This is a genomic window from Streptomyces lushanensis (assembly GCF_001700515.1).
In the GTDB taxonomy this organism is placed as follows: Bacteria; Actinomycetota; Actinomycetes; order Streptomycetales; family Streptomycetaceae; genus Streptomyces; species Streptomyces lushanensis.
Genome location: NZ_MAUD01000082.1, coordinates 13,090 through 27,797, shown reverse-complemented (window position 1 = coordinate 27,797; position 14,708 = coordinate 13,090). Strand labels below are relative to the sequence as shown.

Here is a 14,708-nt window from a genome sequence, read left to right as displayed (position 1 = left end):
TGCGCATATAGGCCCGCCCCGGGCCTTCGGCCGCGGGGCGGGCCTATATGCGCAGGAGTTGCAGCTCGCTCAGGGACGGCGGGGCCCGGTCGTCCGGCGCCGGCCCCACCGGCCGCCGCGCCGGGGCGACAGGTTCGGCGGCGCCCGAGGGCGGGGCCGATCCGGTCAGGGCGGACAGCGCGGGCCCGGTGCTCGTACCGGCCGCCGCGCAGGTGCCGTCCGCGTGATCGAGATGGCCGCCGCCCTCATGATCCGGATGTGCGCAGTCCCGCGCTCCGGCCGGCATGACATGGGCGGGCGGCGACGCGCCGTGCGCGGGGGTCGCTGTCATGGGGACCGGTGCCAGGCCGTGCATCGCGAGCACTCCGGCCACCACCGCCAGCACCAGCAGCGAGAGGCCCCGTACCCGCCGGGGCCGGTTCGCGCCGCGCGCTGCCCAACTCATGTGCTCATCGTAAGCACCGCACGGCTGACCTGGTGATCTGGGATGACCCGGGCGGGTCCGGAGTGGTACGCCGTGCGGGCTCGCCCGCCGCGCACGCATGTCACCGCGGGCGCGTGCCGCTTCGCTCCCTCGACAGCAGCCACAGCAGATGGACACCGCCGAGGGCTCCGGTGACCAGGCCCACCGGGATCTGGAAGGGGGAGAGCAGCCGCTGGGCCAGCAGATCGGCCGTGGCGAGGAGGAGCGCTCCGGTGACCAGGGCGGCGCCGATCGGGGCACCGGGCGACCGCGTGACCCGGCGGGCGAGTTGAGGGGCCGCCAGCGCGAGAAAGCCGATCGGGCCCGCGACCGCGATGGCCGTGCCGGCCAGGGCGACACCGAGCAGCAGGCCGGCCGCGCGGACTCGCGCGATGTTCACCCCGAGCGCGCCCGCCGTGTCGTCCCCCATCTCCATCAGACGCAGCGGCCTGCCGACGGCCAGGGCCGCCACCGCGAGCAGCGGCAGGGCGAGTGCCAGCGGGGTGACCTGCGGCCAGGAGACGGCGTTGAGACTGCCGAACGTCCAGGCCTTGGCGCTCTCCGCCGACTCCAGATCGGCCCGGGTGATGAGGTAGTCGTTGACCGAGGCGAGCATGGCGCCGACGGCGATACCGGCGAGCACCAGGCGGTTGCCGGAGACTCCGCGCGTGGCGGTGAATCCGTACACGGCAGCCGCCGTGACCAGACCACCGAGCACCGAACCCGCGCCGACCCCGACCCCCGCGGCGGCGCCGCCCGCCAGAAGGACCACGAGCGCGCCGCTGGTGGAGCCGGTGGTGAACCCGATGACGTCGGGGCTGCCGAGCGGATTGCGCGACAGACTCTGGAACAGGGCTCCGGACAGTCCGAGCGCGGCGCCCACCAGCAACGCGGCGCAGACGCGCGGCAGCCGCTGGCCGACGACGATGAACCGGTCGGTGCCGGAGCCGCCTCCCAGGAGTACGTCGAGGATCTGGCCCGTACCGATGCGGTAGGTACCGGTGAACATGGTCACCGCCCACACCACCGCGCAGGCCGACAGCAGCACGGTCACGACGGCCGCCGTCCGTCCCGGGTAACGGAACGCGAGCCCGCCGGGGAGCCGCAGCACCCGGTTCGCGGTGGCGCGCCGCGCGCCGGTGCGCCGCGTACGGGTGCGACGAGCGGCCGGGCGACGGGGAGTCGGGCCGTCCGGGGCCTTCAGCGTGTACTTGGCCGTGGTGTTCACGAGGAGACCGCCCCCCGGCGCACGACGAGCCACAGCAGCGCGGGCGCTCCGAGGAACGCGGTGACGATGCCCACCTCGATCTCGCCCGGCGGAGCGATCACCCGTCCCGCGATGTCGCCGACCAGGAGCAGGATCGCACCGCCCGGCAGGGAGAAGGCCAGCAGCCGGCGCAGGTCGGGCCCCAGGACCAGCCGCAGGACATGTGGAACGACCAGTCCGACGAAGGCGATCGGTCCCGCGGCGGCCGTCGAGGCACCGCACAGCAGCATGATCGAGAGGAATCCGGCCGCGCGGATCCGGGGGACCCGGAGCCCGAGTGCCGCACCCGCCTCGTCGCCCAGCGCGAGGGCGTTCAGGGACGGGCCGAGGGCGAGCGCGATCAGTGTTCCGACGGCGACGAACGGGACGGCGGCGGTCAGCGCCTCCGAACCGCGGTTCTCCAGCGCGCCCACCACCCAGAACCGGTACGAGTCGAACGCCTCCGTGTCGAACATCGTGACGATGCCCGTGCAGGCGCCCAGACTCGCCGAAAGCGCCGCTCCCGCCAGCACGAGCCGGGTGTGCTGATGGCCGCGCGACGCGCCGGAGGTGAGCGTATGGACGAGCAGGGCGGCCAGTACGGCGCCGGCGAGGGCGAACCAGACATAGCCGGACACGCCGGTGACCCGGAACGCGGCGATCGCGACCACCACCGCGAAGGAGGCGCCGGCGTTGACGCCCACGAGGCCCGGCTCGGCCAGCGGGTTACGGGTGATGGCCTGCATGACGACACCGGCCAGGGCGAGCGCCGCGCCGACGACGACCGCCAGAACGGTACGGGGCATCCGCAGCCGCCGGACGATGATGGCCTCCGGGCTTCCGTCGTCATGCAGCAGGACGCGCCACACGGTCTCCAGGGGGATGCTCCGCGCGCCAACTCCCAGGCTGACCAGGACGAGCAGCAGGACGACACCGAGACAGACCAGGAGCGCGACGAACAGCCGCCCGCGCCCGAGCGCGCGTCGCCGCGGTCCGGCGGCCCGCGCGCCGCCGGGCCTCGGCCCGCCGTCCGACGGTCCCCGGTCCGCGGAGCGCGTACCTCCGGATGTGTGATCTATCGCATGACTGCCATACCTACTCATCGACACTTAGGGAAGCCTAAGCTAAGTGACCGTGTACCGCTTCCGTGATCTTCATCTCAGTCTCCGTCTCACCCGTGTCGTCAGCGGGTTCGCCGTGGCCGGCGCCCTGCTGCTCAGTGGCTGCTCCGCCGACTCGGGCGACTCCGCCACCGCCGCGTCGGCAGGCAGGGGCAGCGCCGCGCCCTCGGCCTCCGCCGGCCACACCGCGCCCCGCACCGTGCCCAAGGGCATGGGTAGCGGCAAACCGGACGGTGAATTCCCGCGTACGGTCGGCCACTTCGAGGGCAGGACCACCATCGCGGCCGAGCCCGAGCGGGTCGTGGTCATCTCCACCGGTCAGGCCGACGCGCTGCTCACCCTCGGCACCGTGCCGGTCGGCTCTACCCGGGGCGACGGCGCGGACCTCGTACCCGGCTATCTGTTCGAGGACTTCCCGCAGGACGCGGCCCGGCTGGCGAAGGTCGTCGATGTGGGCTCCCGGGTGGATCCCGATCTGGAGACCATCGCCAACGTCAAGCCCGATCTGATCCTGATGAACATCGCGGGCAAGAATGCCAAGGGTCTCTACACCGCGCTGAGCGAGCTGGCGCCCACCATCGCCACCCAGGGCACCGGGCTCTACTGGAAGCAGGACTTCCTGCTGGTCGCCGACGGGCTGGGCAGGACCGCGCGGGCGCAGTCGTTCCTGGACGCGTTCCACGCCGACGCCGTCGCACTGGGCAAAGCGGTCGACAAGCCGGTCACGGTGTCCTTCCTGCGGCTCAACGGAGACCGTCTGCGGGTCTTCGGTGTGCCCTCGTTCACCGGCAGCATCGCCGAGGACGCGGCGCTCGGACGGCCCGAGAGCCAGCGCTTCGACGAGACGTCGGAGGACATCAGCAACGAGCAGCTCGACCGGGCCGACGCCGACTGGCTGTTCTACGGAGTCCAGGGCGCCGGGTCCAAGACCTCGGCGCTCACCGGGGCACCGCTGTGGCCGACGCTGTCCGCCGTCGTCGGGAAGACCGCGATCCCGGTCGACGACGACGCCTTCTATCTCAACACCGGCCCCACGGCGGCCCGGGACGTGCTCGCCGTGCTGAAGAAGCATCTGGCGCCGAAGAGCTGACAAGGACTGACGAAGAGCCGACGAAGAGCCGGCGAGGGGTCGGCGCGAACCGGACGGCACCGCCCCGGGTTGCGCACCCTTCCCGCAGACCGTCCCACCGACCCGCCCGCCGTCGCCGCACGGCGGGCGGGTCCCGCTCGTCCAAAGGACCGACCGCTCCCACAGTCAGCCCTACCGGCCGTCCGACGGCCCATCGCCCGCCCGGCCGCCCCGTCGGCTCCGGCCGTTTCACCCGCCGTTGTGATCCGGACCGCTCACACACAGCGCGGCGATCCGGTCCAGCACCGTGTCCAGCCCGGCTTCGAGCGCCACGGTGTCCCGGCGGATCCGGGTGAGCAGCAGACCGCCCTGGAGCGCGACGAGCGTGGCGAGCGCCAACTGGTCCGGATCGGTGTCCCGGCGCAGCTCGCCCCGGTCGTACATCGCCCGCAGCCCGTCGCGGATCGACGTCTCCCACCGGGCGAACCCGGCCGCGACCTCGCCGCGTGCCACGGGATCGGTTCCGGCGAGTTCACTGCCCAGCGAGCCGATCGGACAGCCGCCCGCGCGGTCCCGCCCTCGCTGCCGCACCACCATGAGGTCCCGCCAGGCCCGCAGCGCCTCCAGACTGTCGAGCCGGCCGAGCAGCGGTTCCTGTGCTTCCAGTACGGCGTCGGTCGAGAACGCGATCACCGCGCGGACCAGGGCCCGCTTGTCCCCGAAGTAGTGGTAGATCTGCGAAGGACTCACCTCGGCGGCCTTCTGGACGTCCTCCAGACTCGTCCCCGCCACTCCGCGCTCGAACATCAGTTCCGCCGCGGCCGTGACGATCCGGTCGCGGGTGGCCGCGCCCTTCCGGGTCAGACGACGGGCATCGGCGGTGGCTTCCTCCGTGGACATGGCGTCAGGATAACCAGCGATTTGGAGCTGATGCTCCAGAAATCGACCCATCGCGCCGAAAGGGAGCCGGCGATGCCCACCCGGACCGCCGGCGCCCGCGGCGAGCCATGCCCGTGCCCGGACCGGCCGGCACCCGGATCGGGGCGGGTGCCGACGCGGCCCGTACCGCCGTGGCGGTACGGGCCGTCGGACCAGGGGGCCGTCAGCCCACGAAGATCTCCACGACGGACCAGACGGCGAGGCCCAGCATGCACACGCCGCCGACGCGCTGGACGGTCCTGAGCGGGACACGCGTGGCGATGAAGCGGCCCGCGAGCAGCGCCAGCGCGGAGACCGACATCAGAGCGGCGGCCGATCCGATCGCGGTCGACCAGGTGCCGTTGCTGGCAGCGAGATTGGCGGTGGTGATCTGTGTCAGATCGCCCCACTCGCTGATGAACACGGCCATGAAGGCGGTCGAGTAGACCGGCCAGAACCCGGTGACGGTCTTCTTCCCGCTCTCCTCGCCCTCGTCGCCGCCTCCGCCGCGCAGCAGCATGAACGCGCCGAAGGCGAACAGCAGCGCGGAGACGAGCTTGACGATCCAGCCGGGAAGCAGCCCGATCAGACTGCCCGCCCCGACGGCGATGGCGACATGGACGAGGAACGCCGTCGATGTGCCGAACCAGACGTAGAGCGGACGCATACGCGTCCCCATGGCCAGGGACGCGAACATGGTTTTGTCGGGGAGCTCCGCTAGGAAGATCAGCCCGAAGGCGGTGAGGACCGCCAGGGGGTCGAGAGACATTCCGGGTGGCTTTCTCTGAGGGCCGGGCCCGGGTCTTCGCGAAGCACCGTGAGGAGCAGGAGGACCACTCGGCCCGGCATGTCGGCGCGCCCGCGGGACACGGGTACGTCAATGCCTGACCGAAGGTCTCGCCCGCCCGTCCGACCGACGGGCCCGGCCACCGGGAACCCGGGGGTTCCAGTGTGTCGACGACCGGTTCGCGGGGCTACTCCCCTTCGCGGTCACCCAGACTACCCCACCCCGGAAGAGTGACCCCGGCCGGTACGGGTGAAGGGGCCGGCCGCCCGGCACACGCCGTCCGCGCAACGCGTGCACGGCTGCCGCCGCGAGGGCCGTACTCCGGACGGCCCTGCCCGGTGGCCCGGTATCCGGGTCTGTCGTGTAGTGGGTGCAGTGGCCGCGATCTGGCGGTCGGAGTGCTGCCCCTGGGGCGGCCGGATCTGAGGAGCCTTCATGAGGAGCAACACCAGGACAGCCACCGCCGTGGCAGCCGCCGTGCTGTGCGCCGCGGCGCTCGTCGGATGCTCGGACAACGGCGACAGCGGTTCCGAGTCCCGGGCCGAGGCACCTGCGGACTTCGCGGCGGCCCCGACCACCCCGTCCGGAACAGTGAGCCCGTCGGCGAACCCGTCCGACGAGGTGGGCACGATCTCCGCCAAGAAGGGGCCGCTCGGGACGATCCTGGTGGACGACAAGGGTCGTACGCTCTACCTCTTCGAGGCCGACAAGACCAAGGAGTCGACCTGCAAGGACGGCTGCGCGAAGGCCTGGCCTCCCGGACTCGAGACCAGCGGCGCGTCGCCCAAGGCCGGCACCGGCGGTGTGAAGGCGAACCTGATCTCCACCACGACCCGCAGCGACGGCACCAAGCAGGTCACGTACAACAACCACCCGCTGTACCGGTTCGAGGGCGACAAGAAGCCCGGCGAGACCAACGGCCAGGGCCTGACCGCCTTCGGCGCGAAGTGGTACGTCGTCGACACCGCGGGCAAGGCGATCACCACACCGGTCTCCAGCACCAGCCCGAGCGCGAGCGCGAGTGAGAGCGCCAGCCCCACCGCCACCTCCAGCGACTACTGACCGCTGTCCATGGGCCCGACAGCTCGGAGAAGCCATGCCGCTCCCGCACGGCACCGGCAGGGCGGCCCTGGCCGCGACACTTGCCGCCGTCTGCGTGACCGCCCTGGTCGGCTGTTCCAGCAGCAGCGGCGGCGGCAAGTCCGCCGGCTCCACCAGGCCTTCCCCGGGCCGGGCCTCCCCGTCCGACGGTGGACAGGATCAGGTCACCGATGAGGTCACCATCGACGACTTCGCCTTCATGCCCGAGACCCTGACCGTGGCACCGGGCGCGAGGATCACCGTGACCAACAAGGACAACAGCGCGCACACCGTGACCGCGACCAGCGGCAGGGCCTTCGACTCGGGGACCGTCGACGCGGGCAGGACCGTCACCTTCACCGCCCCCGCCAAGGCCGGTGTGTACCCGTACATCTGCACCATCCACCCGTTCATGAAGGGCGTGCTCACGGTGCGCTGACTCCGCCACCGCCGCCCTCGTCACCGCCGGCGCTCGTCACGACCACCGACGACCGCGCTCGTCACCACCACCGCCGACTTCGTCATCACCGCCCGCCGCCCGGACACGCCTGGCCCCCGCCGGCCACGCGGGGCGCGGGGGCGGGGGCACACGGTCGGTCAGGAGTCAGTCGGTCGTCCGGTCAGGAGCCGCGGCTGCGTCTCAGTGCCGCGGGCCGCGCTTGCCGCCGAAGTCCTGGTCCGTCCGGTCCGGCCGGCCGGTCTGGTCGGTGTCGTACTCGATCCGTTCCTTGCGGACGTCGGCCGAGACCTCCTTCTGCTCGGTGACCTTCTCCGTCTCCATCCGCACCCGCTCGACGGGAATGGTCTCCTTGCTGATCACCGGCTGCTCGGCGTGCAGAGTCACCTCGGTCTGGGCCTCGCTGATGGGGGAGCGGCCCATACGCGAACGGTCCTCGGGCGCGATCGCCTCGTGGATGACGCGGACCTCCTCATGACTGAGAGGAACGGACGTGCTCACGCTCTCGGTGACGACGACCTTGCGCAGCCGCGCGTGACCGATCTCGTGCTCCTCGGTGCTGATGTGGAGCTGCTCCTCGGACCGGATGAGTTCCTCGCCCCGGGCCTCCTTGCCCTCGGCGGACCCCGCTCCGCGCACTCCCGCCACGGGCCGTCCCCGGCCTCCCGCGGCGGGCTCCGCCGGTATACCGGCACCGGCGGACATACCGGCTCCCGCTCCCGCGGCCATACCCGTGCCGGAGCCCGCCCCCGCCTCCGCGCCGGTCCCCGTCCGCGTCCCCGCCGTCGCGGCCGGGGCGCTCGCGCTCTCGGCCATGCCGAGACCGGAACCCGTGGTGGCCAGGCCGTAGTGCTCGTAGAGCTGCTTCTCCTGGCCCGGGTCGAGATGCTCGTCGGCCGCCAGCCGCGGTGCTTCCTTGACGGTCTCCTTGGCGTAAGGGACATGGATGTCCTCCCCGGCGCGACGGGCGCCGGTGAGCGGGACGAGGCTCTCGTTCATACCGAACAGACCGGTCTTCACGGTCACCCACTCCGGGCGGCCCGTACGGTCGCCCACATAGACCTGGCCGACGTTGCCGATCTTGTCGCCGTCCTTGTCGTACACGGGCAGCCCCGTGAGCCTGCTGGGGTCGTTGAACACGCCATCGGCTGACATCAGCGATCACTCCTCGCGTGGGGGAAGCGCGTCTGCGGGATTGGCCCCTCACGGTCAGGCGCGCACGACTCCATCGCGCCTCCGTCCGGCACCGGTGGCAACCGGGGGAGACCCGGGGCCACACGCCGTTTCAGCCCGGTCCGCCGTCCGAGCAGCGGTCACGGCGGATGGCCCCCGGTTCCGGATATCCGCCATTCGGGTGAATATTAGGTAATTGATCGGTTTTCTTCCGGCGGACGGGCGCCGGACCGGCGGACGAGCGCCGCACTGGAGGTACGGATTCGTGGGGTGCGGAGTACGGAGAGCGCGAACATGGCTGTGAAACGTATCGGTCTCGTCGTCCACCACGGCCGCTCCGAGGCCGTCGAGGCGGCCCGCGCCGTCTACGGCTGGTGCGACACGCGCGGGATCCCCTACAAGGAGATCGATGTCTGGAAGGCGCACGAACCGCGCCACGACAGCCAGGAGGAGGCGTTCTCGGCGGGCAACCCCGACCTCGTCGTCACTCTCGGCGGCGACGGGACCTTTCTGCGCGGCGCGCGGATCGCGGCCGAGAACGGCGCCGCCGTGCTCGGGGTCGATCTGGGCCGTGTCGGCTTTCTGACGGAGGTCCCGGCCGACAAGGTCACCCGTGCGCTGGACGCCGTCCACGAGGGGCGCGCCGCGATCGAGGAGCGGATGACGCTCACCATGCGGGCCTCGCGCGCGCTGGAGATGCCGTCGGACGTGGAGGCGCTGCTCCGCTACGGACGCGGTCCCGCGCTGCCGCCCCTGCACGTCCGTCCCGACACCACGGAGGGCGAGGGCTGGGGCGTGGCCCTGGACATCATCGCCGTCAACGATGTCGTACTGGAGAAGCTCGCCCGGGACCGGCAGGTCAATCTGGGCATCTACATCGCGGGCCGGCTCCTCGCCTCGTACTCCGCGGACGGTGTCATCGTGGCCACTCCCACCGGCTCGACCGCGTACAGCTTCGCGGCCGGCGGTCCGGTGCTCTCACCGCACATGGACGCCGTGGTCTTCACGCCGGTGGCGCCGCACATGACCTTCGACCGCACGGTCGTGGCCGCTCCCGACGAGCCGGTGGCGGTACGGGTGCTGCCGCACTCGGGCGAGGCGGCGCTGAGCATCGACGGCCAGCTCCGCGGAGTGCTGGATCCGGGGGACTGGGTCGGTGTGTACGGGGCGGAGTACCGGCTGCGGCTGATCCGGCTGGGGCCCACCGACTTCTACACCAGGCTGCGCGAGCGCTTCCGGCTCGCCGACGCGCCCGCCACCGCCGCCGACGGGGAGTCCTCGCCGCTCTTCCGGCCCGACAGCCCGGTTCCGGCCGACCTGGCCCATCTGCGGCTGCCGCCTCCTCCGTCGCACTCCTGAGCCGTCCGCCCGAGGCCCGAGGGGTGCGGCCGGGTGCGGCGCCACCGCCTACCGACAACTGAATGGCTCTGGACAAAAAATATTGTCGGTAGCTAGGATGGAGCCATGTTGGACGTGACCGTGATCGAGGACGCGGCGGCGGCAGCCGTCTCGCTGGATCCTATGAGGGCCCGGCTGCTCGCCGAGCTGGCCGCCGGACCCGCGTCGGCGACGATGCTCGCCGGGCGGGTCGGGCTGCCCCGGCAGAAGGTCAACTACCACCTGAAGGCACTGGAGCGGCACGGACTGGTCGAGCTGGCCGGTGAGCGCAGGAAGGGCAATGTCACCGAGCGGCTGATGCGGGCCACGGCGGCCTCGTACGTCATCTCGCCGCTCGCCCTGGCCGCGGTGCAGCCCGACCCGGGCCGCTTCCGCGACCAGCTCTCCGCGCGCTGGCTGCTCGCGGTCGCGGCCCGGCTCGTGCGGGACGTGGGCGCCCTGATCACCGGAGCGACGAAGGCCCGCAAAGGACTGGCGACCTACGCGCTCGACGGCGAGGTGCGCTTCGGCTCCGCGGCCGACCGCGCCGCGTTCGTGGAGGAGCTGACGCGTGGCGTCGGCGCGCTGATCGCCAAGTACCACGACGAGCACGCCGATTCCGGCCGTGACCACCGGATCGTCGTGGCGCTCCACCCCACCGTCAAACCGGCCGCCTCCGTGACGGAGGGCGGCTCCGTGACCTCGGGCGCCGGCGCGCCGCCGGACGGCGCCGCGCCGGTGACCACCGGCCCGGCCTCCATCGAGGAGGCCTCATGAAGGGACCTCGCCGGCTCGTCCGCCCGTCCCTGTCGTCCTGTCCTGTCCGAGCCCTTTCGGTATGCGGCATTCAGCACAACGTCCGCGCGCGCCCGCGCGTCTGAGGAGTCACCACATCATGTCCAAGGAATTCGAGATCGTCCGCGAGTTCGAGGTCGACGCGAGTCCCGAGCAGGTCTGGGAAGCGATCACCACGGGTACCGGGGGCTGGCTGTGGCCCATGGAGTACGAGGCCCGCGAAGGCGGCGCGGCACCGTACGGCGGCACCATCACCGCGTGGGAACCGCAGCGGCGGCTGACCGCCAGGACCGAGAACACGGAGGGCATCGACCAGCAGACACTGAACCAGCTGGACCATCGCATCGAGCCCCGTGAGGGCGGCGGTTCCTGGGTGCGCTACGTGCACAGCGGCATCCTCGTCGAGGACTGGGACAACCAGTACGACGGCGCGAACAAGCACACCGACTTCTATCTGCACACCCTGCGTCAGTATCTGCTGCACTTCGCCGGGCGGCCCGTCACCTTCGCGGGCACCGACGGCCCCGCGGCCTCCGGCGCACCGGGCGCGTTCGAGGTGGCGAGCCGGGGACTCGGACTGCCCGACGACGCGGCCGAGGGCGCCACCGTGCGCGTCGAGGTGCCGGGTGAGGGCGGCGTGGACGCCGTCCTCGACTACCGGAATCCGTACTTCGTGGGGCTGCGCACCGAGACGGCGATGTACCGGCTCTTCGGCAGGAACCACTTCGGCGCGCCGGTCGGGATCAGCGTGCACGACTTCGCTCCCGGCGCCGACGCCAAGCGGATCGAGGGCGCGTGGCGGAACTGGCTCGACGGAGTCTTCGCGTAGGTCCCGACGGAGTCCTCGCCCGGTTCCTGTCCGGAGCTGACGCCGAAGACGCGCCGACGCGGTACGGGATGAGGCCGTCGCGGCCGGGAGAGACGGCATGATCGAGGCGCTGCTCCAGGCCCGGGGCCCTGGGGCCCTGAGCGAACGGGAGCGACACCCATGGCCACGCGCGCGGCATTGTTCGATGTCGACGGAACCCTCGTCGACACCAATCACCTCCATGTGACCTGCTGGTGGGAGGCGTTCCGCCAGGCCGGTCACACGGTGCCGATGTCCGGGATCCACCACTCGATCGGGCTGGGCGCCGGTGAACTCGTCGCGCGTCTGCTCGGCGACGACCGGGACCGCGATCAGGACGCCGTGATCAGCGCCGCGCACACCACGCTGTACGCGACCTACTTCGACCGGCTGCCCGCCCTGGAGGGCGCGGGTGATCTGCTGCGGTCACTGGACGACCGCGGCTGGCGGGTCGTCCTCGCCACCTCGGCCGGAGAGGCCGAACTGACCGCGCTGCGCCGGGCGCTCGACGCCGACGAGGTCATCACCGCCGCGGTCGGCTCGAACGGCGCCGCCGTGGGCAAGCCCGCGCCCGACCCGGTGCACCGGGCGCTGGAACTGGCCGGGACGACCGCCGAGCGGGCGGTGTTCGTCGGAGACACCGTCTGGGACATGGAGGCGGCGTCCAGAGCCGGGGTCCGCGGTGTCGCCCTGCTGTCGGGCGGTATTCCGCGCACCGCGCTGGAGTCCGCGGGCGCCACGGCCGTCTACGAGGACCCGACCGCGCTGCTGGCCCGTCTCGACACGAGCCTGTTCGCGGACCTGGACGGTCGCTGAGCGCCACGCGCGAGCCGCCGCGGCCCGCCCCGGACCGCTGACCGCCCTCACTCCGGGGGCCCGTTCTCCCGGGACCGGGCCTCCGGGGAACCGGCCTCGCGGGACGGGGCCTTCCGGGTCCGTGTCCATTCCCGCAGCCCCTCGGCCGTCCAGGTGTTGACGACCCGTTCCGCCGGTACGCCGCACTCCTGCGCCCGCGCGCATCCGAGGAGCTGCCAGTCGAGCTGCCCCGGCGCGTGGGCGTCCGTGTCGACCGCGAAGAGGACGCCGGCCGCGACCGCCTCGCGCAGCAGCCGGCGAGGCGGGTCGAGCCGTTCCGGGCGGCTGTTGATCTCCACCGCCGTCCCGGATTCGGCGCAGGCGGCGAACACCGCCTCCGCGTCGAACTCCGACTCGGGCCTGCCGCCCTCGCGCCGGTCCCGGCGGCCCGTTCCCCGGCGCGCCGTCAGCAGCCGTCCGGTGCAGTGCCCGAGGACATCGGTGAGCGGATCGCGCACGGCCGTGATCATCCGCGCGGTCATCGGAGCGGAGTCCATCCGGAGCTTCGAGTGCACCGACGCGACCACCAGATCGAGCCGGTCGAGCAGTTCCCGCTCCTGGTCCAGCGAACCGTCCGGCAGGATGTCGCACTCGATCCCGGTGAGCAGCCGGAACGGTGCCCACCGCTCGTTCAGCTCCGCGATCACCTCAAGCTGTTCACGCAGCCGCCCGGCCGTCAGACCCCGTGCGACGGTGAGCCTGGGGGAGTGGTCCGTGAGCACGGCCCACTCATGGCCGAGCGCCGCGGCCGTCCGTCCCATCGCCTCGACGGAGCCGGCGCCGTCCGACCAGTCCGAGTGGAGATGGCAGTCGCCGCGCAGCGCGGCGCGCAGGGCGTGCCCGTGGTCGGCGAGCGGTACTCCGGCCTCCCGCTCCAGCCGTGCCAGATAGCCGGGGACGGCACCCGCGACCGCTTCCTCGACGACCTGTGCCGTCTTGGGGCCGATGCCCCGCACCCGGCCCAGCGTGCCGCTCGCGGCGCGCCGTGCGACCTCGTCGGGAGACATCTCCGCCACCGCCTCGGCGGCGGTGCGGAAGGCCCGTACCCGGTAGGTCTCGGCCAGTGAGCGCTCCAGCAGAAAGGCGATCCTGTCGAGAGCCTCCACCGGATCCATGGCGCCCCCAGCGTGTCGGTCGCGTTCCGCCCATTGTCCGTGCCGTTCCGGCGCCGTGCATGGCGAGGCCCCGCAGACGGGGGATGTGCCGCGGGGCCTGCCTGGACCGTTGCTCGTCGTTCACCGTGGCGCGGTGCGACGACGCGCACGCCTCCCGCCGTAAGGATTACGGGCGACGCGCCCCAGGCAGTGCCTGGTGGGCGGCTGTCGGCCGTTCCATGCCTCTCGGCCGGACGGGCGCCGTCCGGGCCGCCGGGTGTTGGCGGCGAAAGGAAGAGGACGGCTGCCGGCGTGGCGGCGGGGTGGTGCGTGGAGCGTCAGGTCAGTTCTGAACGGTACGACGCTTGCGCGCGGCCCACATGATGCCCGCTCCGGCGACCACCACGACAGCGGCGGCTCCGGCGATCATCGGCGTGGCGCTCGAAGAACCCGTCTCGGCGAGGTTGTCCCCGGCGGGGCTCGGCTGCGACGAGGGAAGCGCGTCCTCGGAGCTGGTGGGCTCCTCGGTCGGCGTGGCGGGAGCGGCCTCCGACGGAGTCTCCTCCGACGGGGTCTCCGAGGAGGGGCTCTCCGCCGGCGGCGGAGTCGTGGACTCCGACTCCGAAGGCGACGGGCTGGTTCCCTCGCAGACCGGGGCGGTCTTCTGGTCGTCGACGTTGTAACGCTCGCCGTCGGCGGCCTTGACCACGAGCCGGACGGTCAGCTCGGCCGAGTGGTCCGGAAGCGTGAGCTTCTTGTGGAACTCGTTCTGGAAGTTCTCCGTGGGCAGCAGGTCCTTGCCGTCCACGGTGACCGTCACGGTGTTCTTGTCGCTGTTGCCGTAGGCGGTGAGATCGAGGCTCACCTCGGAGCACGTCACCGACCAGGTCGGCGTGTGCGCGAACGCCGGAGCGGCCGACAGACCGACCGCGAGCGCACCCGCCGTCGCAGCTGTTATGAGGGCGCCTCTGCGCCGCCATGATCCGCTGAATAGAGTCACAGATTCCTCCGAATAACCGCGCCGCCCACGATGACGGCGCGGGCGCACAGTACCGCCATCGGCCATGACCTCATCAACCGCCCCACCCAACTCGGCCTCTCCCCGCACCTCATCTCCCTGGTGGGAGGGGGGATGGTGGTTCACGCACCGGGCGAATGGGGCAGGCCGGGATGGCGTGATCACATCGGGTCCGGCGGGCCTGATCGGAGTGTCATCGCTGATGACGCCCATTTCCGCCGGGTTTTGGACGGTGGGGGCGAGTGCGCTTCCCCGAATGCTGTACGTACCATTGCGCATTGGGCAAAGTTTGCGTCAATTAACGCGCCCGAGTTTCTCGTTGCCGCGAGAGCGAGCGATTCACGCCAGCGCGGCGGCCTGATTTCGGAATGCGCGCGGGGGGAAATGGATCTGCTCCCGCACCCGCGC

The 14,708-nt window shown here is 72.0% G+C and carries 15 protein-coding genes; 7 read left to right on the top strand and 8 right to left on the bottom strand.

Annotated elements, in window-relative coordinates:
- Positions 1-43: 43 nt before the first annotated feature.
- From BFF77_RS07630 to BFF77_RS07620, 3 genes are all read right to left on the bottom strand, one after another.
- Positions 44-445 (bottom strand): DUF6153 family protein, encoded by a 402-nt coding sequence (locus BFF77_RS07630; RefSeq protein ID WP_066945310.1) that lies wholly within the window; start codon positions 443-445, stop codon positions 44-46.
- A 100-nt stretch (positions 446-545) separates the two neighbouring features.
- Positions 546-1,691 (bottom strand): FecCD family ABC transporter permease, encoded by a 1,146-nt coding sequence (locus BFF77_RS07625; protein ID WP_079124922.1) that lies wholly within the window; start codon positions 1,689-1,691, stop codon positions 546-548.
- On the bottom strand, positions 1,688-2,812 hold the full coding sequence (locus BFF77_RS07620; RefSeq protein WP_079124924.1) for a FecCD family ABC transporter permease: 1,125 nt from the start codon (positions 2,810-2,812) through the stop codon (positions 1,688-1,690). The genes BFF77_RS07625 and BFF77_RS07620 overlap by 4 nt, the downstream gene beginning before the upstream one ends.
- A 31-nt stretch (positions 2,813-2,843) precedes the next feature.
- On the opposite strand from BFF77_RS07620, the gene BFF77_RS07615 reads away from it, so the two are divergent.
- Positions 2,844-3,920, top strand: a complete 1,077-nt coding sequence (locus BFF77_RS07615; protein WP_079124923.1) for an ABC transporter substrate-binding protein — start codon at positions 2,844-2,846, stop codon at positions 3,918-3,920.
- A gap of 228 nt (positions 3,921-4,148) precedes the next feature.
- On the opposite strand, the gene BFF77_RS07610 is transcribed toward BFF77_RS07615, so the two are convergent.
- Together BFF77_RS07610 and BFF77_RS07605 are read right to left on the bottom strand one after the other, a co-directional pair.
- Positions 4,149-4,799 carry a TetR/AcrR family transcriptional regulator gene (locus BFF77_RS07610; RefSeq protein WP_066945307.1) on the bottom strand — a complete coding sequence of 217 codons (651 nt, stop codon included), beginning with the start codon at positions 4,797-4,799 and terminating at the stop codon, positions 4,149-4,151.
- Between the two features lie 202 nt (positions 4,800-5,001).
- Positions 5,002-5,586, bottom strand: coding sequence for a TMEM165/GDT1 family protein (locus BFF77_RS07605; protein ID WP_066945304.1), 585 nt, complete (start codon positions 5,584-5,586; stop codon positions 5,002-5,004).
- A gap of 453 nt (positions 5,587-6,039) precedes the next feature.
- Between BFF77_RS07605 and BFF77_RS07600 the strand changes: the two genes are divergently transcribed.
- Both BFF77_RS07600 and BFF77_RS32940 read left to right on the top strand, forming a co-directional pair.
- The gene (locus BFF77_RS07600) at positions 6,040-6,666 is read left to right on the top strand and encodes a COG4315 family predicted lipoprotein (RefSeq protein ID WP_066945301.1); all 627 of its coding nucleotides are present in this window, start codon (positions 6,040-6,042) and stop codon (positions 6,664-6,666) included.
- Positions 6,667-6,700: 34 nt separating this feature from the next.
- Positions 6,701-7,123, top strand: a complete 423-nt coding sequence (locus tag BFF77_RS32940) for a cupredoxin domain-containing protein (RefSeq protein WP_079124921.1) — start codon at positions 6,701-6,703, stop codon at positions 7,121-7,123.
- 201 nt (positions 7,124-7,324) lie between these two features.
- Here the strand turns inward: BFF77_RS32940 and BFF77_RS07590 are convergent, their stop codons facing one another.
- Positions 7,325-8,296 (bottom strand): DUF2382 domain-containing protein, encoded by a 972-nt coding sequence (locus BFF77_RS07590; protein ID WP_342671208.1) that lies wholly within the window; start codon positions 8,294-8,296, stop codon positions 7,325-7,327.
- A 312-nt stretch (positions 8,297-8,608) separates the two neighbouring features.
- On the opposite strand from BFF77_RS07590, the gene BFF77_RS07585 reads away from it, so the two are divergent.
- The 4 genes from BFF77_RS07585 (at position 8,609) to BFF77_RS07570 (ending at position 12,149) form a co-directional block, all read left to right on the top strand.
- The gene (locus BFF77_RS07585; protein WP_066945295.1) at positions 8,609-9,673 is read left to right on the top strand and encodes an NAD(+)/NADH kinase; all 1,065 of its coding nucleotides are present in this window, start codon (positions 8,609-8,611) and stop codon (positions 9,671-9,673) included.
- A gap of 105 nt (positions 9,674-9,778) precedes the next feature.
- Positions 9,779-10,468 (top strand): ArsR/SmtB family transcription factor, encoded by a 690-nt coding sequence (locus BFF77_RS07580; RefSeq protein ID WP_066945293.1) that lies wholly within the window; start codon positions 9,779-9,781, stop codon positions 10,466-10,468.
- A 118-nt stretch (positions 10,469-10,586) separates the two neighbouring features.
- Positions 10,587-11,315 (top strand): SRPBCC family protein, encoded by a 729-nt coding sequence (locus BFF77_RS07575; protein ID WP_066945290.1) that lies wholly within the window; start codon positions 10,587-10,589, stop codon positions 11,313-11,315.
- Positions 11,316-11,474: 159 nt separating this feature from the next.
- Positions 11,475-12,149, top strand: coding sequence for an HAD family hydrolase (locus tag BFF77_RS07570; protein ID WP_066945287.1), 675 nt, complete (start codon positions 11,475-11,477; stop codon positions 12,147-12,149).
- A 47-nt stretch (positions 12,150-12,196) separates the two neighbouring features.
- Here the strand turns inward: BFF77_RS07570 and BFF77_RS07565 are convergent, their stop codons facing one another.
- Together BFF77_RS07565 and BFF77_RS07560 are read right to left on the bottom strand one after the other, a co-directional pair.
- Complete coding sequence (locus BFF77_RS07565) at positions 12,197-13,303, bottom strand: PHP domain-containing protein (protein WP_066945283.1); 1,107 nt, start codon at positions 13,301-13,303, stop codon at positions 12,197-12,199.
- A 322-nt stretch (positions 13,304-13,625) separates the two neighbouring features.
- Positions 13,626-14,282: an LAETG motif-containing sortase-dependent surface protein gene (locus BFF77_RS07560; RefSeq protein ID WP_169922629.1), complete on the bottom strand. Its 657-nt coding sequence runs from the start codon at positions 14,280-14,282 to the stop codon at positions 13,626-13,628.
- Positions 14,283-14,708 lie beyond the last annotated feature (426 nt).